The organism is Streptomyces sp. T39, from assembly GCF_008042045.1.
Taxonomy (GTDB): Bacteria; Actinomycetota; Actinomycetes; order Streptomycetales; family Streptomycetaceae; genus Streptomyces.
Window position 1 is genome coordinate 1 of record NZ_RDBP01000041.1, and the last position, 17,085, is coordinate 17,085.

The 17,085-nt window shown below is 74.5% G+C and carries 20 protein-coding genes and 1 pseudogene; 10 read left to right on the forward strand and 11 right to left on the reverse strand.

The genetic code is table 11. The features are described 5' to 3' along the window. Window positions 1-397 (reverse strand): annotated as a pseudogene (locus EAO77_RS28410) (hypothetical protein); the annotation flags it as partial. Between the two features lie 175 nt (window positions 398-572). Between EAO77_RS28410 and EAO77_RS28415 the strand changes: the two are divergent. The 4 genes from EAO77_RS28415 to EAO77_RS28430 all read left to right on the forward strand — a co-directional run bounded on the left by EAO77_RS28415 (window position 573) and on the right by EAO77_RS28430 (window position 5,104). Continuing rightward, window positions 573-2,615, forward strand: coding sequence for an NADPH-dependent 2,4-dienoyl-CoA reductase (locus tag EAO77_RS28415; RefSeq protein ID WP_147991195.1), 2,043 nt, complete (start codon window positions 573-575; stop codon window positions 2,613-2,615). A 23-nt stretch (window positions 2,616-2,638) separates the two neighbouring features. Continuing rightward, on the forward strand, window positions 2,639-3,250 hold the full coding sequence (locus tag EAO77_RS28420) for a PadR family transcriptional regulator (RefSeq protein WP_147991196.1): 612 nt from the start codon (window positions 2,639-2,641) through the stop codon (window positions 3,248-3,250). A 198-nt stretch (window positions 3,251-3,448) separates the two neighbouring features. Then, window positions 3,449-3,634 carry a hypothetical protein gene (locus EAO77_RS28425; protein ID WP_147991197.1) on the forward strand — a complete coding sequence of 62 codons (186 nt, stop codon included), beginning with the start codon at window positions 3,449-3,451 and terminating at the stop codon, window positions 3,632-3,634. Window positions 3,635-3,829: 195 nt separating this feature from the next. Continuing rightward, window positions 3,830-5,104: a phytase gene (locus EAO77_RS28430; protein WP_147991198.1), complete on the forward strand. Its 1,275-nt coding sequence runs from the start codon at window positions 3,830-3,832 to the stop codon at window positions 5,102-5,104. 81 nt (window positions 5,105-5,185) lie between these two features. On the opposite strand, the gene EAO77_RS28435 is transcribed toward EAO77_RS28430, so the two are convergent. Beyond that, complete coding sequence (locus EAO77_RS28435; protein WP_147991199.1) at window positions 5,186-5,752, reverse strand: rhodanese-like domain-containing protein; 567 nt, start codon at window positions 5,750-5,752, stop codon at window positions 5,186-5,188. Between the two features lie 101 nt (window positions 5,753-5,853). Between EAO77_RS28435 and EAO77_RS28440 the strand changes: the two genes are divergently transcribed. Together EAO77_RS28440 and EAO77_RS28445 are read left to right on the forward strand one after the other, a co-directional pair. After that, window positions 5,854-6,132 (forward strand): metal-sensitive transcriptional regulator, encoded by a 279-nt coding sequence (locus EAO77_RS28440; protein WP_147991200.1) that lies wholly within the window; start codon window positions 5,854-5,856, stop codon window positions 6,130-6,132. Between the two features lie 377 nt (window positions 6,133-6,509). Continuing rightward, on the forward strand, window positions 6,510-7,253 hold the full coding sequence (locus tag EAO77_RS28445) for a PP2C family protein-serine/threonine phosphatase (RefSeq protein WP_147991201.1): 744 nt from the start codon (window positions 6,510-6,512) through the stop codon (window positions 7,251-7,253). A 22-nt stretch (window positions 7,254-7,275) separates the two neighbouring features. Here the strand turns inward: EAO77_RS28445 and EAO77_RS28450 are convergent, their stop codons facing one another. The 6 genes from EAO77_RS28450 to EAO77_RS28475 form a co-directional block, all read right to left on the reverse strand. After that, window positions 7,276-7,482: a DUF5988 family protein gene (locus tag EAO77_RS28450; protein ID WP_147991202.1), complete on the reverse strand. Its 207-nt coding sequence runs from the start codon at window positions 7,480-7,482 to the stop codon at window positions 7,276-7,278. A 171-nt stretch (window positions 7,483-7,653) separates the two neighbouring features. After that, window positions 7,654-8,622, reverse strand: a complete 969-nt coding sequence (locus EAO77_RS28455) for an alpha/beta hydrolase (protein WP_147991203.1) — start codon at window positions 8,620-8,622, stop codon at window positions 7,654-7,656. A gap of 154 nt (window positions 8,623-8,776) precedes the next feature. Beyond that, on the reverse strand, window positions 8,777-9,979 hold the full coding sequence (locus tag EAO77_RS28460; RefSeq protein ID WP_147991204.1) for an NAD(P)/FAD-dependent oxidoreductase: 1,203 nt from the start codon (window positions 9,977-9,979) through the stop codon (window positions 8,777-8,779). Between the two features lie 113 nt (window positions 9,980-10,092). Further along, on the reverse strand, window positions 10,093-11,037 hold the full coding sequence (locus tag EAO77_RS28465) for an RNA polymerase sigma-70 factor (RefSeq protein ID WP_147991205.1): 945 nt from the start codon (window positions 11,035-11,037) through the stop codon (window positions 10,093-10,095). A 186-nt stretch (window positions 11,038-11,223) separates the two neighbouring features. Then, the gene (locus EAO77_RS28470; protein WP_147991206.1) at window positions 11,224-11,436 is read right to left on the reverse strand and encodes a hypothetical protein; all 213 of its coding nucleotides are present in this window, start codon (window positions 11,434-11,436) and stop codon (window positions 11,224-11,226) included. 4 nt (window positions 11,437-11,440) lie between these two features. Beyond that, window positions 11,441-11,995, reverse strand: a complete 555-nt coding sequence (locus tag EAO77_RS28475) for a DUF5994 family protein (RefSeq protein ID WP_147991207.1) — start codon at window positions 11,993-11,995, stop codon at window positions 11,441-11,443. A 310-nt stretch (window positions 11,996-12,305) separates the two neighbouring features. On the opposite strand from EAO77_RS28475, the gene EAO77_RS28480 reads away from it, so the two are divergent. Continuing rightward, entirely contained in the window at window positions 12,306-12,800 is a 495-nt protein-coding gene (locus EAO77_RS28480; protein WP_147991208.1) for a DUF5994 family protein, read from the forward strand. Between the two features lie 72 nt (window positions 12,801-12,872). On the opposite strand, the gene EAO77_RS28485 is transcribed toward EAO77_RS28480, so the two are convergent. After that, a complete protein-coding gene (locus EAO77_RS28485) occupies window positions 12,873-14,072 on the reverse strand; it encodes a PP2C family protein-serine/threonine phosphatase (protein ID WP_147991209.1) in 1,200 nt (399 codons plus the stop codon). A gap of 372 nt (window positions 14,073-14,444) precedes the next feature. Here EAO77_RS28485 and EAO77_RS28490 point away from each other — a divergent pair, with 372 nt between their 5' ends. After that, entirely contained in the window at window positions 14,445-14,660 is a 216-nt protein-coding gene (locus EAO77_RS28490; RefSeq protein WP_147991210.1) for a DUF6243 family protein, read from the forward strand. Between the two features lie 178 nt (window positions 14,661-14,838). Further along, window positions 14,839-15,069, forward strand: coding sequence for a hypothetical protein (locus EAO77_RS28495; protein WP_147991211.1), 231 nt, complete (start codon window positions 14,839-14,841; stop codon window positions 15,067-15,069). Between the two features lie 172 nt (window positions 15,070-15,241). On the opposite strand, the gene EAO77_RS28500 is transcribed toward EAO77_RS28495, so the two are convergent. Further along, a complete protein-coding gene (locus EAO77_RS28500; RefSeq protein WP_147991212.1) occupies window positions 15,242-15,925 on the reverse strand; it encodes a TetR/AcrR family transcriptional regulator in 684 nt (227 codons plus the stop codon). A 118-nt stretch (window positions 15,926-16,043) separates the two neighbouring features. On the opposite strand from EAO77_RS28500, the gene EAO77_RS28505 reads away from it, so the two are divergent. Then, window positions 16,044-16,748 carry a DUF4386 domain-containing protein gene (locus EAO77_RS28505; protein ID WP_147991213.1) on the forward strand — a complete coding sequence of 235 codons (705 nt, stop codon included), beginning with the start codon at window positions 16,044-16,046 and terminating at the stop codon, window positions 16,746-16,748. A gap of 78 nt (window positions 16,749-16,826) precedes the next feature. Here the strand turns inward: EAO77_RS28505 and EAO77_RS28510 are convergent, their stop codons facing one another. Next, complete coding sequence (locus EAO77_RS28510; RefSeq protein WP_147991214.1) at window positions 16,827-17,066, reverse strand: hypothetical protein; 240 nt, start codon at window positions 17,064-17,066, stop codon at window positions 16,827-16,829. Window positions 17,067-17,085 lie beyond the last annotated feature (19 nt).

Genomic DNA, 17,085 nt, shown 5'->3' on the forward strand with positions numbered 1-17,085 from the left:
GCGGGGGAGGTTCCGGCGGCGGGCAGTGGTCGGTGCCGATGGTCGCCCAGATGTGGACCCCGGCGATGCCGGGAAGCGTCACATGGACCGAGACGGTCGGCGGTCTGCCGCCCCCGTGCGGGGGAGGTTCCGGCGGCGGGCAGTGGTCGGTGCCGATGGTCGCCCAGATGTGGACCCCGGCGATGCCGGGAAGCGTCACATGGACCGAGACGGTCGGCGGTCTGCCGCCCCCGTCCGCCCGCGACATCTCGTCCGATTCACTTTCGGGTGCCGAAGCCGACACCTCTCGCTGTCCCGTCGCGTTGGCGTCCTCGGACGCAGGGGTGCCGATGCCGGCTCCCTGTGCTCCGAGAATCGCCACGATCCCCAGCGCGCTCACCTGCTGCCATCCCGCCACGGCGCCACCGTAGAGGTCCGGAATGGTGTCTGATAACCAATATCACCCGTATGGCTGATAGGTGTATTTGTCCGTTCGGATCCGGGGGTGCGTGACGCAGCTCATTTTGCACTTTGTTGCAAAACCCTCTCCGGGGCGGCTACAACAGCCTGGACACCCGAGCGAGGAGGCTCCGATGAGTACGTCCCCCACCAGGCCGAACCCGTACCCGCACCTGCTGCGTCCCCTCGACCTCGGGTTCACCGTCCTGCCCAACCGGGTCCTCATGGGCTCCATGCACGTGGGGCTCGAGGAGGCGGAGAACGGATTCGAACGCATGGCGGCCTTCTACGCCGAGCGCGCCCGCGGCGGCGTCGGCCTGATCGTCACCGGCGGCATCTCCCCCAACGACCGCGGCCGCCCCTACGAGGGCGGGGCCAAGCTCACCTGCGAGGAGGAGGCCGCGCAGCACCGCGTCGTCACCGACGCCGTGCACGCCGAGGGCGGGCGGATCGCCATGCAGATCCTCCACTTCGGCCGCTACGCCTACCACCAGGACCTGGTGGCCCCGAGCGCGATCCAGGCCCCCATCAGCCCGTTCGTGCCGCACGCCCTCACCGACGACGAGATCGAGGAGACGATCGAGGACTTCGTCCGCGCCGCGGTCCTCGCCCGCTCGGCCGGCTACGACGGGGTCGAGATCATGGGCTCCGAGGGCTACTTCATCAACGAGTTCATCGCGAGCCACACCAACCGGCGCACCGACCGCTGGGGCGGCAGCTACGAGAACCGCGTCCGGCTGCCCCTGGAGATCGTCCGCCGCACCCGCGAGGCCGTCGGGCCGGACTTCATCCTGATCTACCGGCTCTCCATGCTCGACCTGGTGCCCGGCGGATCCTCCTTCGACGAGGTCGTCACGCTCGCCAAGGCGGTCGAGGCGGCCGGTGTGACGATCATCAACACCGGCATCGGCTGGCACGAGGCGCGCATCCCCACCATCGCCACCTCCGTGCCGCGCGGCGCCTACACCTGGGTCACCCGGAAGCTGATGGGCGCCGTCTCGGTCCCCCTGGTGACGAGCAACCGCATCAACACGCCCGAGGTCGCCGAGCAGGTGCTGGCCGAAGGCCGCGCCGACATGGTCTCCATGGCAAGGCCGTTCCTCGCGGACCCTGCCTTCGTGGCCAAGGCGGCCGCCGGGCGCCCGGAGGCCATCAACACCTGCATCGGCTGCAACCAGGCATGCCTGGACCACACGTTCAGCCTCAAGATCACCTCCTGCCTGGTCAACCCGAGGGCCTGCCACGAGACCGAACTCGTTCTCGCCCCGACCCGCCGGGCGAAGCGGGTCGCCGTCGTCGGGGCGGGCCCCGCGGGCCTCGCCTGCGCGGTCTCGGCAGCCGAGCGCGGTCACAGCGTCACCCTGTTCGACGCCGCGGACGAGATCGGCGGCCAGCTGAACGTCGCCCGTCGCATCCCCGGCAAGGAGGAGTTCGACGAGACCCTGCGCTACTTCCGCACCCAGCTGGCCGAACGCGGCGTCGACGTACGGCTCTCCACCCGGGTCGGCGCCGCCGATCTGCCGGCGGACTCCTTCGACGAGGTCGTCGTCGCCACCGGCGTGACCCCGCGCACCCCCGAGATCCCCGGCGTCGACCACCGCAGCGTCGTCAGCTACCTCGACGTGCTGCGTGAGGGCGTCCCGGTCGGCGAGCGGGTCGCCGTGGTCGGCGCGGGCGGCATCGGCTTCGACGTGGCCGAGTACCTGACCGACGGCGGCGAGGGCGCGAGCCTCGACGCGCCGACGTACTTCCGGCAGTGGGGCGTCGACATGGAGTACGCCGCGCCCGGCGGACTGACGGCCCCCGAGCGCCCGGCCCCGCCGCGCACGGTGCACCTCCTCCAGCGCAAGACCAGCAAGGTCGGCGCGGGCCTCGGCAAGACCACCGGCTGGATCCACCGCACGGAGCTCAAGCACCGGGGGGTGACCATGACGGCCGGCGTGACGTACGAACGGATCGACGACCGCGGCCTGCACATCACCGTCGACGGCGCCCCCTCCGTCCTGGAGGTCGACACGGTGGTGCTCTGCACCGGCCAGGAGCCGCAGCGCGCCCTCTACGAGGAGCTGCGGGCGGCCGGGCGCGCGGTCCACCTCATCGGGGGTGCGGACGTCGCCGCCGAGCTGGACGCCAAGCGCGCCATCGACCAGGGCACCCGGCTCGCGGCCGCCCTGTGACCGGCCGTCTCTAGGATGCGCCCATGTCCCTGCCGCACGCGATCCTCACGGCCCTGCTGGAGAAGCCCTCGTCGGGGCTGGAGCTGACACGCCGCTTCGACCGGTCGATCGGCTACTTCTGGTCCTCCACCCACCAGCAGATCTACCGGGAGCTGGGCAAGCTGGAGCAGGCCGGGCACATCCGGGCCCTTCCGTCGCCGCAGCCGACCCGCGGGCAGAAGAAGGAGTACGAGGTCCTGCCCGCGGGCCGCGCCGAACTCGCCCACTGGGTGGGGCGCCAGGAGGACCCCAGACCCGTGCGCGACCCGCTGCTGCTGCGCCTGCGCGCGGCGGCGGCGGTCGGCGACGGCGAGGGCGTCGAGGAGGAGCTCGTACGCCATCTGGAGCTGCACCGGGCCCAGTTGGCGGACTACCGGGAGATCGAGCGGCGCGACTTCCCGCCCGAGCGCCGGATCACCCGCGAGGACAGGCTGCGCCATGTGGTGCTGCGCGGGGGCATCGAGCTGGAGTCCTTCTGGACGGCGTGGCTGACGGACGCCCTGGCCGAACTGACCGCGGACGGGGCCGGTGACGGACCCGGCGGGCCCGTGGACGGTGGCCCGGCCGGGGACGAAGACGCTGACGAAGGCCCCTGACGGAGCCGGTGGCGGCGGCCCCGGCGGAGCCCGTGACGGCGCCGGTGGTGCGGACCCCCGGCGAAGCCGGTGACGGCGCCTCTGGTCACAAGGTCCCTGACGGAGCCGCCGGGCCCGCGCGACGGGGCGGCCCCCGGGGCGTGCGCCGGGCGGACGCGTCCGGATGCGGCGCCTGACGGTGCGTGAGACGGTCGCCGGGTGACCGATTCACTCATCGCCGTCTGCTGCGCCGCCGCGCTCGTCCTCGTGGTGAGGTCCGTCCTCGGACTGCGCCGGGCCGATGGCGGCACCGACCCGTCCTCCGAGGCCCGCTCGGTGGCCCTCGCCCTCTACGGCGCGCTGATCGCGCTCGCGACGCTGGGGCTGTTCATCACCCTGACCTGAGGGGGGCCGGCGCGGGCCGGCTCCGGCGGGACCGCGCGTTCATGGCATGCACATGTAGGGCTCACCTCCGGGACGCGCGCCGTCCACGGTGCGGATCCAGGCTCACGGCTGACCGCCTTCCCCACGTCTCGGCGACGGCCCGCGGGACGTCTTCCGCGGGCCGTCGCCGAAACGTGTCCCGACCGAGGAGCCTTCGTGTCCGTTCGTGCAGCCGCGCTCGCCGCGGCCCTGACGGCGCTGGTCGCCGTCGCTCCCGCGCACGCCGCCCCGACGGGCGCCCTGCCCGCCGTCACCGCCCGGGCCGAGACGGCCACGCTCCACGACGACGAGGAGGGCGGCAACGCCGACGCGGACGACCCGGCGATCTGGCGCAACGCGGCGGACCCGGCCCGCAGTCTGGTGATCGCCACCGCCAAGGAGGGCGGCCTGCGCGTCTACGACCTGAAGGCCCGGCTCGTGCAGACCCTTTCCGCGCCGCCCCCGGTGACGCCCGGGGACGCGCCCGGCCGGTACAACAACGTCGACCTCGTGCACGGCTTCCGGCTGGCGCACGGGCGCGCCGACCTCGCCGTGACCAGTGACCGCGGCCACGACCGGCTGCGCATCCACCGCATCGACCCGTCCCGCCCCGGCGGCCCCCTCGTCGACGTCACCGACCCGTCCGCGCCCGCGGTGTTCTCCGCCGACCAGGCGGAGGTCAACGAGCAGCGCACCGCCTACGGCCTCGCCACCTGGACCGACGCGTCGACCGGTCGCTCCTACGCCCTCGTCAGCCGGCGCGAGCGGACCAGCGTCGCGCTGCTGGAGCTCGGTGCGACGTCCGCCGGCACGGTCACGTACCGCAAGATCCGCACCCTGGACCTGCCGTCCTCCTTCCGGCTGCCCGACGGCACGACCTGGCGCCCCTGCGGCGAGCCCGGCGAACTGCCGCAGGTCGAGGGCATGGTGGTCGACCCGGCGGACGGCACGCTGTACGCGGGCCAGGAGGACGTCGGCATCTGGCGGGTGCGCGCCGACCTGCGGGGCACTCCGCAACTCGTGGACACGGTGCGCGAGTACGGGGTCCCGGCGGTGTACGACGAGCCGAGCGACGAGTGCGTCCCGGGCGCCGACCCGGGCTTCGGCGGCACCCGCATCGCGGCGGACGTCGAAGGGCTCACCCTGCTCACCGAGCGCGACGGCGACGGGTACCTGCTCGCGTCCAGCCAGGGCGACGACACCTTCGCCGCGTACGACCGCGAGCGCGCGGACGACAACGAGTACGAGGGCGGCTTCCGGGTCGCCGCGTCGGCCGCCGTCGACGGATCGCAGGAGTGCGACGGCGCCGCCGTGCTGAACGCCCCGCTCGGCCCCGACTACCCGGACGGGCTGCTGGTCGTCCAGGACGGCGACGCCGGCGACGCCGAACGGGAGGGCACCGGCTTCAAGTTCGTCGACCTGGGCGACGTCATGGACGCGCTGGACGACTGACCGCCGGGCAGGCGCAGCTGTGCACGACGACGCCGCGCGGGGGCCCGGGTCCGGGCCCCCGCGCGGCGTGCGCATGCCGGGTCAGCTGCCGCCGAGTGCCGCGAGGGTGGCGTCGAGGTCCGCGGGGCGGGGGCGGTTGTGCGGCAGCCGGGAGAGCGCCGCCGCCATGCCGCAGGTGTCGGTCACGGCGGAGAAGACCAGGCCCGAGCCCACGGCCGCGGAGATCCAGCGGGCCGCCCGGTAGCGGGTGCCGACGGCGAGGCCGAGGACCACGAGGGATCCGGCGGCGAGGCGTACCTGGCGCTCCATGGCCCAGCCGGTCCGGGCGCCCGCCGGACGGTCGAGCGGGTGGCCCTGATCGGCCCACGCGGTGGTGCCGCCCTCCAGGGAGGTGGCCGGTATGTCGGCCGCGGCCAGTTCGGTGCAGGCCGTGGCGGACCGGTTGCCCGACGCGCAGACGACGAGGAGTTCGCCGCGCGTGGCGGCGGCCTTCAGTTCGGGCAGTGCGGAGCGCAGATGGTCCAGCGGGACGTTGTGGGCGCCGGGGACGTGGCCGGAGGCGTACTCACCGGGGGTGCGGACGTCGACGACGGTGTACTGGGGAAGGCGCCGGGCGGCGCGCGCGGGATCGGTGGTGAGGGTGGTCATGCGGGGGCGGTTCCCTTCGGCGGTGGGGCTCCCGGGGTACCGGACGAAGGCATTCCGGGAGGGCTGAGGATACCCTAGGGGGTATCTATGGAGGAGGAGTCGTGGAGCTGCAGATGGCGGCCGACGAGCTGGCCTCGGTGCTCAACCGGCTGCGCCGGGCGCAGGGTCAGATCGCGGGGATCATCCGGATGATCGAGGAGGGCCGGGACTGCGAGGACGTGATCACGCAGCTGGCCGCGGTCTCCCGGGCCCTGGACCGGGCCGGTTTCGCGATCATCGCCACCGGTCTCCAGCACTGCATGGCGGAGGGGGACCGGTCCCTCGCGGACCGCGAACAGCTGCGGGCGCGGCTGGAGAAGCTCTTCCTCTCCCTCGCCTGACCTCCGGAGGCGGCCCTGCCGTCCGGACTCCCGAGACGCCCGGTCCGGCCCGGCCCCGCCCGGCGGCCCGCAGGTCCCGGCCCGGGGGCGGGTGGGTTCCCGGGTCGCGGTTCGGCGGCTCCGCCGGCCGCGGTGCGGGGCAGCCGGCTGGTGGTGCGGGCGGGCGGCGTGCTCATGGTGTCCATCCCCGTCTGCTTCCCCGCCGGCGCGCTCGTATCAGCGCATCGCCGGGGACGCCGGTCCGCAGACGGCGGGACCCGGGGCGGTGCCCCGGGCGGTCCGGGTGCCCGGGCACAGGGCCGGGCGGGACAATGGAACGGAACCCCGGCCGATTCCGGCGGAGCCCCGGCCGATTCCGGCGGAGAGGCGGCACACCGATGGAGCACGTCACCGTCACCGCGCTGAGCCACCCCGGGCTGCTGCGCGAGAACAACGAGGACAGCCTGGTGGCGGGCCCCTGGACGCTCTGCGGCACCGTGACCGGGAACCCGCAGACGCTGGTGTTCCCGCTCGGTCCGCCGCTGGTCGTGGCCGTCGCCGACGGTATCGGCGGGCAGCCGGCCGGGGAGGTGGCCAGCGCCGTCGCCGTACGGACCCTGGCACTCCACGGGCCCGCGCTGGACGGGGAGGACGCGGTGCGCGACGTCCTGGACCTCTGCAACCGCGAGGTCCACGCGGCCGCCGCCCTCGACCCGGCCCGCAGCACCATGGGGACCACGGTCGCCGGAGTCGTGCTCCTCGCGGACACCGCGGTCGTCTTCAACGTCGGCGACAGCCGGGTCCTGGTCCGGGGCGACGACCGGCTGGAACTGCTCAGCGTCGACGACAACCCCCCGCCGATGCCCGGGCAGCGCACCGTCTCCCTGCTGACGCAGTCCCTCGGCGGATCCCGCCGGCCCGACGGCATCGCCCCGCACCTGACGGTCGTACCGCTCGCCGAGGGCTTCCGCTGCCTGGTGTGCACGGACGGGCTGACCGACCCGGTGCCCGGCGACGTCATCGAGGAGGTGCTGCGGGAGCACGACCACGGCAGGGCGGCCTACGAGCTGTGGCGGGCGGCGGTCGAAGCGGGCGGTCCCGACAACATCACGCTCGCGCTGGTCGGCACCGGCCAGGAGTGAGCGGCTGCGACGCCGGGGCGGCTCACCCGGGCAGTTCGGTGCGCTCCCACCACTCGTAGACCGGCAGCGCACCCTGGTCGGTCTGCTGTTCGCGCGTGGTGGCCCGGAAGTGCTCGTAGCCGCCGCGCAGCGGGATCTTGAGGTCGGCTCCCGGTTCCGGGGCGGACACGATGCGTTCGGGCAGGTCGTCGGGGCCGCCTTCGAGGACGGCCTTCGGTGCGTTGTCCATGCCGGAAGTCTCCCCGCAGCGGGGGACCCGTTCCGGGGTGACGCGCCGGGACGCCGCCGGACGGCCGCCCCCCGCGCCGCGGCGCACCCGGAGCCGGGTGCCCGCCTCGCACCGGCACCCCGGCCGGTCCCGCCCTGATGGCGAGCTCCCCGCCGTCCGCTCCCGGGCGCGCTACCCGTCCGCCCCGAGGCCCAGCCCTGCACGCAGTGCGGCCACCGCCTCGGCCGAGGCCTCCCGGACGACGGCCGCGTGCTCGACGGCCCAGGCTCCGTGGAAGGTGCCGGGGAGCAGCCGCAGCCGGACCGGCACCCCGGCGGCGCGCAGGGCCCGCGCGTAGGCGACCCCCTCGTCCCGCAGCGGATCGAACTCCATGACCGAGATGTACGCGGGCGGCAGCCCTGCCGCCGCGGCCGTCGCCGCGCGCGCCGGGGCGGCGTACGGCGGGACGCCCGGTGTGCCGCGCAGCCCCGGCCCGAGGTACGCCTCCCAGCTGAGCAGCGCGTTGCGCCGGTTCCAGACGGGTGTGTCGGTGAACAGGAGGGCGCTGGGCGTCTCCAGGCGGTCGTCGAGAGCGGGGCTGCGCAGTTGCTGGAACCGGATCACGGGGCCGCCCCGGTCGCGGGCCAGCAGGGTCAGCGCGGCTGCCAGGCCCCCTCCGGCGCTGTCGCCCCACACGGCGATCCGGTCCGGCAGCACCCCCAGCGCGTCGGCGTCACCGGCCAGCCGGCACAGCCCGGCCCAGCAGTCCTCCAGCGGCGCCGGGAACGGGTGCTCGGGCGCCAGCCGGTAGTCCACGCCCACCACGACCACCCCCAGCTCACGGCACAGCCGCAGGTTCCAGTCGTGATCGACGTCCGGCGTGCCGAGGACGAAGCCGCCGCCGTGCAGGCCGTACACGGCGGGCAGGGGCCCCCGTACCCCCTGCGGGCGGTAGAGCCGCAGCGGCACCGCCGGAGCGCCGGGCCGAACGGGGGCGACGGTCTCCTCGATGTCCACCCCCGTGGTGTCCGCGCCCGCCACCGCCGCGGCGAGCTGCCCCGCCTGGGCGGCACGCGCCGCGTGCACATCGGTGATGTCGACCTCGGGCATCATCGTCAGCGCCGCGGCCAGTTCGGGGTCGAACGGGTGGTGCGCGTCCATGCTCCTCCTCGGGCCCGCCGCGCCCCGGCGCGGTCGCGGCTCAGACGGTGCCACGGACACGGCGCCGGATCATCAGACACCCGTCGGGATTCCCGCCGCCCCCGGCCGACACCCGCGCGGCGGCGGCGCCGCCCGGCGGGGCACGCCGGCGAGGTCAGGCCGTCGCCCCGGCCCGTGCGCGGCCCGCGGTCTCCTGCCGTGCGACCCGGCGGCGCCGGGTCGGCATGCCCACGGTCGGGTTGGCGACGGTCCAGGCCGCCCCCTTGCAGATCAGCTCCTTGTACAGCGCGGCCGTGCGGCCCGTCAGGGCGCGGTCGACCGCCCGGTCGTCGGCGGTGACGAACTGGATCAGGCCCTCCTTGCGGCCGAGCGAGACGCACTGCTGGAAGTAGCGGATCGGGACACGGGGGACCTTGACGCCGGCGAGACGGGCGGCGATGGCGTCGGCGGCCTGCCAGGCCATGGGGACGCCCGAGGCGCAGGACATGCGGAGCGGCTTGTCGTGGGGGCCGACGGCCATCGCCGCGTCGCCCACGGCGTACACGTCGGGATGGGAGACCGAGCGCATGGTGTCGTCGACCACGATCCGGCCGCTGTCGGTGAGCTCCAGGGTGGTGGCCCGGGCGATCGGGTGCACGGCGAAGCCGGCGGTCCAGACCGTGACGTCGGCGGGGACGGTCCGCCCGTCGGCGGTCCTCACGCCGTCCGCCTCCACCGCGCCGATCGCGGTGTGTTCGTGGACCGTGATGCCGAGCCCGTCCACCACCTTCCGCAGATGGGCGCGGCCCTTCTGCGAGAGCCAGTCGCCGAGGCCGCCGTGGGCGGCGAGGGCGACGTCCAGGTCCGGCCGCGTCTCGGCGATCTCGGTCGCGGCCTCCAGACCGGTCAGACCGCCGCCGACGACGACCACGGACCGCCCGGCTTCCAGAGCGGCCAGGCGGTCGCGGAGACGGAGGGCGCCGGGGCGGCTGGACAGTTCGTGGGCGTGCTCGGCGGTACCGGGGACGCCTCCGTCGTTCCAGCCGCTGCCCAGGGCGTAGACCAGGGTGTCGTAGGCCAGCTCCTCATGCCCGGTGCCGTCCGCGGCCGCGACGGTGACCGTCCTGCGGTCCACGTCCACGGCGGTGGTCCGGGCGAGCCTCAGCCGGACGTCCGTGCCCGCGAGCATCTCGCCGAAGGGCCGGGGCCTGAGGTCCTGGCCGGCCGCGAGCTGGTGCAGCCGGACGCGCTCGACGAAGTCGGGCTCGGGGTTGACGAGGGTGATGGTGACGTCCTCGCGGTGCAGCCGCCTGGCGAGACGGCCGGCGGCGATGGCACCGGTGTAGCCGGCTCCGAGGACGACGATGCGGTGCTGCATGTCCGTGCTCCTGTCTGGGCGGGGTCCGCCGTTCTCCGGCGTGCTTCCGCCCCTTGAACCGGGCAGCCCCGGGTTTCCTGACAGGATCGGAACGTGTCCTGCGTCACACCGCCTCAGAGGGTGTGGAGCGGCGCCTCTCCCCGGTTCACGGCGGCCCACCGTTCGGTCGCGCGGACGAGCTTGTCGGGGTTGACCTGGCTTCGGACCGCCACGATGCCCTCCGGGGTGACCTCCAGGCAGGTGATGCCGACGACCCGGCCGTCCACGACCGCCACGACGGCCGGCCCGCCGTTGGCGGTCGACGCGTAGATGTCGGGTGCGCCGCCGACGTAGGCCCGCTTGGCGTCGCTGGGCTTGAACAGGCCGCGCAGGAACGTCGCGACCGCGAGCGCACCCTCGAACGCCTTCGCGCGGGCCGGGACCTTGCCGCCGCCGTCGCCGACCGAGACCGCGTCCTCGGTGAGCAGACGGACGAGGGGCTCGGTACGGCCGGTGGTCGCGGCCGCCAGGAACTCCTCGACGATCCGCCGGGCGGCGGCCTCGTCGATCTCGGTGCGCGCCCTGCCGGCCGCGACGTGCTTCCTGGCCCGGTGGTGGATCTGCTGGCTGGCGGCCTCGGTGACGTCCAGGATCTCGGCGATCTCCCGGTGCGGGTAGCCGAAGGCCTCCCGCAGCACGTACACCGCCCGCTCGTTGGGTGACAGCCGCTCCAGCAGGATGAGGACGGCGTACGACACCGAATCGCGCTGCTCGGCGGTGTCGGCGGGGCCGAGCATGGGGTCCCCGGCGAGCAGCGGCTCGGGAAGCCAGCGCCCCACGTAGGTCTCGCGCCGGGCGCGGGCCGACGTCAGCTGGTTGAGGCAGTAGTTGGTGAGGACCTTCGTGAGCCAGGCCTCGGGCACCTCGATCCGCCCCGCGTCGGCCGCCTGCCAGCGCAGGAACGTCTCCTGCACGGCGTCCTCCGCCTCGGCCGCCGAGCCGAGCAGCCGGTAGGCAATGGCCTCCAGCCGGGGCCTGGCGGCCTCGAACCGGTCCACGTCGTTCACCGTCAGCGCCATGCCCGCGATCCTAAGGGCTGCCCGCGATCCGCGGCGGGCCGTGGCGAAGCCCCCGCCCGCCGGCCGGACGGAGGCCCGGGCCCTCGTCCGACGGGCCCGGGCCTGCGCGCGGCGGGGCGTCCCCGGTGCCGGGTGACCCCACCCGGCCTTCGACCGGAGGCCGAGTCCCCGGGGATCGGCCCGGGGTCAGGGCCGGGGGTCCGACTGCCCGTGGTCGGGGGCCTGTTCCGGGGGCGGCCGGTGCCGGCGGTAGCCGTGCGGGCGGCTGATGACCGGGAACGGGTCGCTGAAGTGGTGGGCGGCGATGCGTGCATCGTGCTGGGCGTTGAGCCGGTGGATCAGGCGCATGCCGAGCGCGATCAGCACAGCGGCTGCCACGAGTGCGATCACGGTCTCCATGACGTCACCTCCGCAGGGTCCGCGGCAGCGCGATCATCCGCGCGCCGACCACAGGGTGCCGCGGCGGCTGCAGGGCGGACCCGCCGTCGGTCTCCCAGACGTCCTCGCCGCGGCGGGCCTCGTGCATGCGGCGGCCGGTCACGGCCTCGTCGGACAGCAGGACACGTGCGGTCACGACGCTGCCGGGGGCAGCGGCGGCGGCCATCAGCCGGGCGGCGGCGGCCGGTTCGGTCTCGGGCGGGATCACCAGCAGGTCGCACCGGCCGGCGGTGTGCACCAGCAGGATGACCTTGTCGGGGTCCTGTTCGGTGAACCACCCCACGTGCACGGTGTGCCCGGTGGCGACGACCTTGCGCGGGACGACGGGCCACCGCACGGGGTTCACCGTGACACGCGTGATGCGCCCGTAGCGCTCGTCCAACGCGGCGACCAGCGGCGGGATCTCGGCGGTGAGGTCCCGTGACCGAGGCCACCAGGCGCCGTCGAGCGGACCGGCGCGGGTGGTCTCCGGCATCAGCGACAGGCGCGCCGACAGCAGGGGGGAAAGGGTGGCGGTCATGATCGCGGACCCGTCTCCGGGCCGCCCTGCGGGGCGGCCCAGTGTCGTGATCGCCGGAAACGACGTCCGCGTGGGAGCGGGTGTGCGAGGTACTCCCGGTACCTTCAGCGTACTCCGCCCGGTCGTCGGACGAGCGGTCCCGACCAGGTGATCTCCCGGCGGGAACCGGCGGGGCGGCGGCCCGCGTTGCGGGCCCGCCCGCAAGCGCGTGGCACGGGCAGGATCCGGGGCGGGCGGAGTACCGTGAGACCACGGCGGTATCTCGTCGGCCATGAGGTGCCGGCAGCCCCGCGCAGGCAGGCGGACCACCATGGCCGAATCCGACAGCCCCGTCCCTCCCAGGCTCCTGCCGGACGAGATCCACCGGGCGGTGAGGCCCGGCACCGCCCTGCTCCGGCTGCAGACGACGCACTCCCGCGAAGGCGTCCTCGACGGCGCCTGGTGGCCCCGCTCCCGGGACGTCGCCACCGAGCTGCCCGACCTGATCCGGGCGCTCACCGCGCACCTCGGCCCCGTCACGCGCGTCGGTCTGGACACGGACGCCTGGGAGGAGGTCCCGACCCGCGTCGTCGTCGACGACCGGGTCGTCCGCCTGGACTCGTTCCCCATCGGCGACGGCACCGTCCTCATCACCCGTGGCGACAGGGACCACTTCGCCCTCCTGGTGGTGCCCCCGGACAGCGCACCCGACGCGGCCCGTGACGCCATGGCCCGTGCGGTCGACGCCGGCAACGTCACCCGGGCCGCCGAGCTCCTCCTCGCCACACTCCCCGACCCGGCGGCCGGGCGCCGGAAGCCCGCGTGATCCGGCGGGCGCGGCGTCGTCCGCCGTGCGCGGCGCCCCGCCCGCCCAGCGGTCCCACGGCATGGGGCGTCGTCATCCGCGCCACTCGACCAGGACGAGCGTGGCGTCGTCGGAAGTGGCATCGCCACGCGCCCGCTTGAGCGTGTGGGAGAGGTCCCGCGCCACCGCGCGGACTTCACGGTCCGCCTTCTCCAGCCGGTTCACCCAGTCGACCAGCTGGTCCTCGCCGAACTGCTCCTGCCCGCTCTGGTGTTCCTCGACGAGCCCGTCGGTGAAACAGAGGACGCGGTCGCCCGGTTCGAGCGTCACCCGGCTGACCCGAGGCTGGGCCCCGCCGAAGCCGACGGGGAGGGTCGTGGGGCTGTCCAGGCGGCCCACGACGCGGTGCCCGCGGATCAGCATGGGGGCGGGATGCCCCGCGTTGACCCACTGGAGGTGCCCCGTGCCGGTGTCCAGCCGCATCATCTGCGCGGTCACGAAGTGGTCGGGCGCGAACTGGTCGGCGACGGCCCGGTCCATGAAGAGGTAGATCTCGGACAGTTCGATGCTGATCCGGCGGGCGTGCCGGTACGCGCCGATGGCCACGGTGGCCATGGTGGCCGCGTCCAGGCCGTGGCCCATGGCGTCGATCATGGCGAGGTGGAAGGTGTCGCCGTTCAGGGCGTAGTCGAAGCTGTCGCCCGCCACGTCGTAGGCGGGCTCCAGGACGCCGGCGACCGCCACCCGCGGCATCGTCATGGCCAGCGGCGGCAGCAGCGACCACTGGATCTCGGCGGCGACGCTCATCGCCTCGCCCCGGCGGGTGCGGAAGAAGAGGTCGGTGTGGCCGCCCTTCGTCTGCAGCAGGTCGGCGACCAGACCCGCGATCCTGCCGAGGAGGCGGCGGTCGTCGTCGTCGGGCGAGTCCATCGTGACGGCCAGCACGCCGGCGTGGTCGCCGCCGTCGAGCAGGGGCACGTGGACCCGCACCCCGTCGGCCAGCGCCAGCTCGACCGGGCGCGAGGTGAGGAAGCACCGGCCGGCGTCCGAGTGGTCGATGGGATGCGGCTCGCCGCCCGTCAGCCCCGCGCCGGGCAGGGGGACCAGCTTCTGCTGCCCGTAGTCCTGGAGCAGGATCTGCGGATCGCGTCCCCCCAGCCGGGCGAGCGTGTCGGCGACGAGGGGCCCGACCCGGTGGGGCGGCAGCTCGTGCGCGGCGTCCAGGATCGTCCCGAGGAGCCCCTCTCCGAAGCTCTCCGAGTGGTCCGGGTCCCCGGACGGTGCGACGGTCATCCCGCTCCCTCCCGCAGGGCGGAGGACGGACTGCGGGACAGTCCTGCGGACACGGGACCCGGACCCGCCACCTGCGGACTCGCCACCAGGATGCTCCCCGGCGGCAGGGCGTGCCACACGGGACGGAGCCCCGGGAGCCCGGCCGGCAGGTGAAGCCCCGGCGTCGCCGCGGCCGGGGCCGCCGCAGGCCGGCACCGGGACGGCGGGAGCACTGGCGTGCGGGTCCGACGGAACCGGGTACCGTCCTTGCATGTTCTTCCAGACGCCGGTCTGCGAGTGAGCACGTGAGGGGCCCGTGCCGACGCCCATCGGCGTTTCGCCCGGTCCCTCGATGAATCCGCAGATCACTTCACCTCATGACCGGGAGAACCCGTGACCGACAGCAAGAACATCAACAACCCGGTGGGCCAGGGCGGCGGCCAGCGCAAGAAGCTGTCCCGCGCCGAACGCCGGAACAACGGCCCGCACCGCAACCTCGACCGCCAGGGTGCCGCCGACCGGAAGGCGGAACTGGTGCGCAAGATGCGCGAGAAGACCGGCGCTGCCGAGGACGCCGGACAGACGGGCGACGACACCGCACAGAACTGACGCGCCCCACCGCACGGCCGGGCCCGCGCTGCAGAGCGCGCGTACGGCGACGCGGTGGCCTACTGCACGACCGCGGCCGTGTGCCTGCCGGCCGAGGTCGTCGCCGGCATGCGGCACGCTCCTTTCCGGGCCGGCAGGGAGACCACCGCCCCCACGCTGCCCTGCGAGGGGACGGAGCATGGGCGAGACCATGTCGGGCCGCCCCCTGACCGGCGACCGCCGGCGGATCGTGACGGCCCCGTCCTCGTCGGCAGCGGCGATGCGAGGGCCCGCACTGCTCACCGGCGCACGCGAACCGGCCGTGCTCGGAAGGAACTTCACCCTCCAGGTCTTCCCGGGCCAGGAGCACGCCATCGACCCGAAGCTCCTCGCCCCGGCCCTGACGGCCTTCCCCGCCGCCGCCGGGTGACGGGAGGCCGGCCTCCCCCTCGGCTGTCCCGCGCTCCCGTTGCCCCGGGGGCGTCGGCGGCGTGATCGCGGGCCGCTCGAACGTGGCCCACGGGCCCGCGCGGGGGCACCGCTGTTCGCCGCTCCGAAGGGCTCGGGGGCTGCTTCCGCGCTGGATCAGCCCCCCGCACCCGCTACACCTTCCGCGCGGACGTCCAGCCCCGGCGGCGGAGGTTTTCGAAGCCGTCCAGGAGGAGGTCGAGGGCGAATTCGAACTCGAACTGGTCGTCGCAGCCGCCACCCACCGTGGAGCCCCCGTCGTGTGCGGCCGTCGCGGCCAGTTCAGCGATGTTCGGGTAGTGCGCCGCCGGCCCCGGGTCCGGCGGGCCGGAGGGGCCCGAGGTGTCGAACAGCTCCTGGCTGAAGCCGAGGAGGCGGCTGCCCATCGCGTGCATGACGTGGTGCGTGAGGTCGGCGGAGAGACCCCCGTCCCGGAAGCTCCCGGCCATCGAGTCCAGGTACGCGAGCACGGCCGGGGTGGGGGCGGTCCGGGACTCGATGACCCGGACCGCCCAGGGGTGACGCAGCAGGACCCGTCGGGCCGAGAGGATCCGCCCGCGGACCACGCGCCGCCAGTCGGGGTCCGCGGCCGGCGGGTCGATCTCGCCGACGACGGCGTCGGCCATGCCGTCGAGCAGCTCCTCCTTGTTGGCCACGTGCTTGTAGAGAGCCATCGGTACGACGTCCAGCTCCTGGGCGAGCCTGCGCATGCTGAGCGCGTCGATGCCGGTGGCGTCGGCGAGCGCGACGGCCGCGCGAAGGACGCGGTCCCTGTTCAGGGGGATCCGTTGCGCGCGTGTGGCTTCCTGCCGGGTCATTCCGGTTCGGCCCTTCCCTCCTCGACCACCGTGTCCTTGACGAGTGTACGCCGTACACCTATGGTCACTGGCAGGTGTACGGCGTACACCAGGGATCGAGTGGGGGGTACTGGAGAAGATGAGTCCGGACCGGAGAACCGCGGTGGCCGCCGGGTCGCTGTTCCTGTTGACCGAGGCCGCGGCGATAGCCGGGGCGATCCTGTACCGACCCCTGCTGGGCGCCGCGGACGGCCGGCTCGCCCAGGGCGCCGACACGCGGGCACTGCTCGGGGCGCTCTGCGAGGTGGTGCTGGTGGTGGCGGTGGCCGGTACCGGGGCGGCGCTGTTCCCCGTCCTGCGGCGTCACGGCGAGGGGCTCGCGCTCGGTTACGCCTTCGGGCGGTTGCTCGAGGCGGCTGTCATCGCCCTGGGGATCGTCGCGGTCCTGACGCTCGTCACCCTGCGGCGGGACGCGGGGGCGGCCGGCGCCGACGCCGCGCTGGTGGCGGTGCACGACTGGACGTTCCTGCTCGGGCCCAACATCGCCCTCGGCCTGAACACGGTCCTGCTCGCGTACATCGCGTACCGCGCCCGGCTCGTACCGCGCTTCATCGCCGTGCTCGGCCTGGTCGGCGGACCGCTGATCTGCGCCTCGGCCGTCGCCGTGATGTTCGGGGCCTACGCGCAGCTCTCCGTGGCGGGGGCGGCCGCCGCGCTCCCGGTGTTCGCCTGGGAGCTGGCACTGGCCGGCCGGCTGATCGTCAGGGGATTCGGACCGGGCTCGGCCGCCGCGTCCCGGGCGGACGGAGACGCGGCCGTCGCCGCCATCGCCGTGAAGGGCTGAGGGATCCGGACAAGACGAAGCCCCAGGTCACCGACCCGGGGCTTCGTTCACGAGCGGATGACGGGAATCGAACCCGCGCTATGAGCTGCAGTCCAGGAGCCGGACCCGGGTCCAGACCTCCGGTGCGGCACGGCGGCCACAGGGCTGGCTCCGCTTCTGCAGGGCGGCTTGGTGCGTGTGCGCGCCGTGGGGGAGCAGGGCGGCTTGGTGCGTGTGCGTGCCGTGGGGGAGCAGGACGAGGAACTCGCGCCGGTCGTCGAGAAGGCCGGAGGAGACCGCCAGGGCGTACCAGTCGGTTCCACCAGGCCCGGCATCCATGGACTCCCCGGTCAGTTCT